The organism is Micromonospora arborensis (genome assembly GCF_003205615.1).
Lineage (GTDB): Bacteria > Actinomycetota > Actinomycetes > Mycobacteriales > Micromonosporaceae > Micromonospora > Micromonospora arborensis.
In genome coordinates this window covers 1-287 of the sequence record NZ_PYBV01000153.1, presented here as the reverse complement: position 1 = coordinate 287, position 287 = coordinate 1, and the positions used below count along the sequence as shown (strand labels likewise).

Below are 287 nucleotides of genomic sequence, written 5' to 3'. Positions count from 1 at the left end.
GACCGCCAGCACGGCCCGCCCGCCCGACGGTCCGGGTGGGCGCACCCACCGAGCGGCGCAACCCGCTCAGCGTCGACCTTGACCTGATGTCGACCCGGGACGTCCTCACCGTCATCAACGAGGCGGACCGGCGGGTGCCGGCGGCGGGCGCCGCGGGGGTCGGCGGGATCGCCCCCCCCCTCGGCCTTGCGGGCGCGGCGCTTCTCCGCGGGCCCCCGGGGGCCTACCTCCGGGGCGGGACCCCCCGCCCGCCGGGGGTGGTCGTAGCCGGCCCGCCCCCCCCCCCC

At 81.9% G+C, this 287-nt stretch carries 1 pseudogene; it reads left to right on the top strand.

Annotated features, from left to right (window positions below):
• Positions 1-287 (top strand): annotated as a pseudogene (locus tag C7C45_RS35415) (N-acetylmuramic acid 6-phosphate etherase); the annotation flags it as partial.